Origin of the sequence: Daejeonella sp. (assembly GCF_044342615.1) — a bacterium.
GTDB lineage: Bacteria > Bacteroidota > Bacteroidia > Sphingobacteriales > Sphingobacteriaceae > Daejeonella.
This window is the reverse complement of record NZ_JBIIPN010000196.1, coordinates 1-3,773: the sequence shown is the minus strand read 5'-3', so window position 1 is coordinate 3,773 and position 3,773 is coordinate 1. Positions and strand designations below refer to the sequence as shown.

The window sequence follows — 3,773 nt, the reverse complement described above, 5'->3', positions numbered from 1 at the left end:
TTCCAATTTCAGGAAAGAATTATATTCCAGAAATGCACGCAATTGAATGCCGTATCAATGCAGAAGATCCATTTAACAATTTCAGACCTTCACCAGGATTAATCACTAATTTTCATTCACCAGGCGGTCATGGGGTACGTGTTGATACGCACGTGTATGCAGGTTATCAAATTCCACCAAACTACGATTCAATGATTGCAAAGCTTATTTGTGTGGCACAAACACGTGAAGAAGCGATTTGCACTATGGAGCGTTCATTAAGTGAATTTGTGATTGAAGGCATAAAAACAACGATTCCTTTCCATTTACGATTGATGAAAGACCCTAATTTTAGAGCGGGGAATTTCACAACTAAGTTTATGGAAACATTCGATCTAAAAGAATAGGAAATTCGAATTTTTTCGCTGCTATTTGTCGACAAATACTTCAATTTAAGCGCTAATTGTCACAATTAACATGATGCTTATTAAATTTCTTTTAAATACCATTCTAAAATCAAATAGAATGGTATTTTTGTTTATAAATTATGAGTAAGGAACGTACCGACTTAGTTAAGGCAATAAAAGAAAAAGGTAAAACCATTGAAGCCGAAATGTCTTTTTTTGATCATTTGGATGTGCTTCGTGGGCACCTTGTGCGTGCATCAATAGCCATTGTAGCATTTACCATTTTAGCATTCAGCTTTTATGATTTCATTTTTGATAAGATTATCATGGGGCCTGGTAAAACAGACTTCTGGACTTACAGAATGATGTGTTTAGCGACAGAGAAATTTAATTTAGGTGCCGATTTCTGCGTTAAAAAATTAAGTTTTAACATTATTAATACTGAATTGGGGGGACAATTTACCCTGCAATTAAACTCCTCATTGATGATAGGTATCGTACTTGGTGTACCATATCTTCTTTTTGAAATTTGGCGATTTGTGAAGCCTGCACTTCATGAAAATGAGCGTAAATCGGCCACTGGATTCGTTTTTTGGGCCTCACTCCTTTTTATTATTGGACTACTTTTTGGATATTATATTATTGCTCCCCTTTCTATTAACTTCTTATCTAATTATGAGGTAAGTTCAATCATCAATAACCAAATTACCATATCCTCATACTTTTCAGTAGTTGCTACTTTAACCATTGGTGCAGCAATAACATTTGAACTACCAATAGTTATTTACATACTTTCTAAACTTGGAATCATGACCCCAGAATTTATGAGGTCGTCGAGACGATATGCCACAGTAATTATTCTAATTATTGCAGCGATTGTAACCCCTACTCCAGATTTGGTAACAATGCTAACCGTTAGTTTCCCACTATTTTTACTATATGAAATAAGTATCTATGTTTCTGCACGGGTTGCAGCAAAAAAGAAGAAAGCGGAAATTGCCTTTTACAAAAACGATTAATTAATACAAAATGAGTAAAAATATCAGTATTGCCATTGGAGCAGATCATGCAGGCTTTGAATACAAAAGCATGCTTATCGATTTTCTGAAGGACTATTCAGTAAAAGATTTTGGTGCTTATAGTGCAGATTCAGTAGATTATCCCGATTTTGCACATCCAGTTGCTAGTGCTGTTGAAAATAAGGAGTTTACAATAGGAATTCTGATTTGTGGAAGTGCAAATGGAGTAGCTATGACTGCCAACAAGCATCAGGGAATTCGTGCAGCGATATGCTGGAATGAAGAGTTGGCTGAGCTTGCTAGAACTCATAATAATGCGAATATACTTTGTATACCTGCTAGATTTACAAGTAAAGAAGAAGCTAAAAAAATCTGTATGAAATTTATTCAATCTTCATTTGAAGGTGGACGACATGCAAATAGAGTAAATAAAATTTCCTGTTAATTAAATAAAAACTAACCCTAAAAAAAAATGAAATTTAAACAAACACTTTGGGTACTACTTGTTGCGGGTATTTCCGCTCAGGGATATGCTCAGGACCCAAATGCGCAAAAATTTGCAGAAAAAATCACCGCTAAATATGCTAAAAAACATTTGAGCGTATTAGCATCAGATAAGTTTGAAGGCCGTGAAACAGGTAAGCGAGGAGCCGAATTGGCTGCAGCCCACCTGGCAAAGGAATTAAAAAAATTAAAATTGATAGCTCCTGTTAATGGTTCCTACTTTCAAGATGTAGCATTAACTGAAACTACATTTGAAGTAAGTAGCTTCACAGCAAACAATCAAACACTTAATGTAGGTAAAGATTTTCTTTTCACAGGAAGTGGAGAGGCAAAAGCACTTAAATCAAGTGAAATCACATTTATTGGCTACGGAATTGGAGCAGATAGCTATGATGATTTAAAAAATATTGATATCGCTGGAAAGCTTGTTCTTGTAATTAACAAGGGAGAGCCAATGAATAACGGTGTTTCAGCTATCAGCAAGACTGCAACGCCTTCAGACTGGTCAACAAGCCGTACAAAAAGAATGCAGTATGTAATGAGCAAAAAACCTGCTTTAATTTTAGCTGTTAGCCCTGATGTGGCTGCTGCTATTCAATCATACAAGCCTAGAGCGGGTCGCTTAAGTGTTAAAAAAGAAAGCACTCCAAGCAATCGCGCAAGTGCAGCTGGTATGGTGAGCATCACACCTGCAACAGCGAACCAAATCTTGAAAAACAGTGGTAAAACTTTTGAAGGTTTAAAATCATCAATTGATAATAGTGGTGCTCCACAATCACAAGTTTTAAAAGCTGACCTGGCAATAAATTATGGTCCGGTTAATAAAGATGTTAAATCTGTAAATGTTTTAGGTTACTTAGAAGGAAGCGACCTTAAAGACGAACTAGTTGTTTATTCTGCACATTATGACCATATCGGATTAACAACTGATGGTGGTGCTGATAAAGTCAATAACGGTGCAGATGATGATGGATCTGGAACTACAGGGGTTTTAGCAATTGCTAGAGCTTATGCTAAAGCAAAGCAAGCGGGTAATGGACCTAGAAGAAGTGTTTTATTCTTATTTGTTACAGGTGAAGAAAAAGGACTTTTAGGTTCTGAATATTATTCATTAAACCCGGTTTTCCCAATGGCTAATACCATCACCAATTTAAATATTGACATGATTGGAAGAACAGGTGAAGAGTACAAAACTTCAGCTGATTCAACAAATTACTGTTATTTAATCGGTTCAGATAAATTGAGTACCGATCTTCATAAAATCAGTGAAAATGCGAATGCAGTTTATACAAAGATGAAGATTGATTATAAGTATAATGATCCAAAAGATCCAGAAAGAATTTACTACCGTTCAGATCACTATAATTTCGCTAAGAATGGTGTGCCAATCGTATTTTACTTCAATGGAGTACACGAAGATTACCACAAAGCGAGTGATGAAGTTAGTAAAATTAATTTCGAACTACTAGCAAAGCGCGCACAGCTTGTTTATTATACTGGCTGGGATCTCCTTAATCGCGATAAGCGCCCAGTGGTAGATGTAAAAAATGATATGCCAGCAAATCGCTAAACAGACATTAAATTAGTATAAATGCCTCCGATTATCGGGGGCATTTTTTGTTTAATGAATTTCAAGGACAGGTCGCGACCTGTCCCTACGCGCATAATCTCAAAAATCTTTGCTTATCGCTTTCTATCTAATTACTACGTACTAAATACTCAGAGGACAGGTCCCAACCTGTCCCTACGCCCATAATCTCAAAAATCTTTGCTTATCACTTTCTATCTAATTACTACGTACTAAATACTCAGAGGACAGGTCCCAACCTGTCCCTACGCCCATAATCTCAAAAATCTTTGCTTA

General features: G+C 36.1%; 3 protein-coding genes and 1 pseudogene. All 4 read left to right on the top strand.

Going from position 1 to position 3,773, the window contains the following annotated elements; translation table 11 throughout:
- A pseudogene (locus ACIQ0D_RS12145) lies at positions 1-386 on the top strand (acetyl-CoA carboxylase biotin carboxylase subunit); the annotation flags it as partial.
- A 140-nt stretch (positions 387-526) separates the two neighbouring features.
- Positions 527-1,405, top strand: coding sequence for a twin-arginine translocase subunit TatC (tatC, locus tag ACIQ0D_RS12140; RefSeq protein ID WP_395805988.1), 879 nt, complete (start codon positions 527-529; stop codon positions 1,403-1,405).
- 10 nt (positions 1,406-1,415) lie between these two features.
- The gene (rpiB, locus tag ACIQ0D_RS12135; RefSeq protein WP_395805986.1) at positions 1,416-1,850 is read left to right on the top strand and encodes a ribose 5-phosphate isomerase B; all 435 of its coding nucleotides are present in this window, start codon (positions 1,416-1,418) and stop codon (positions 1,848-1,850) included.
- Between the two features lie 27 nt (positions 1,851-1,877).
- Entirely contained in the window at positions 1,878-3,479 is a 1,602-nt protein-coding gene (locus tag ACIQ0D_RS12130) for a M28 family peptidase (protein ID WP_395805984.1), read from the top strand.
- The last annotated feature ends 294 nt before the right edge of the window (positions 3,480-3,773 follow it).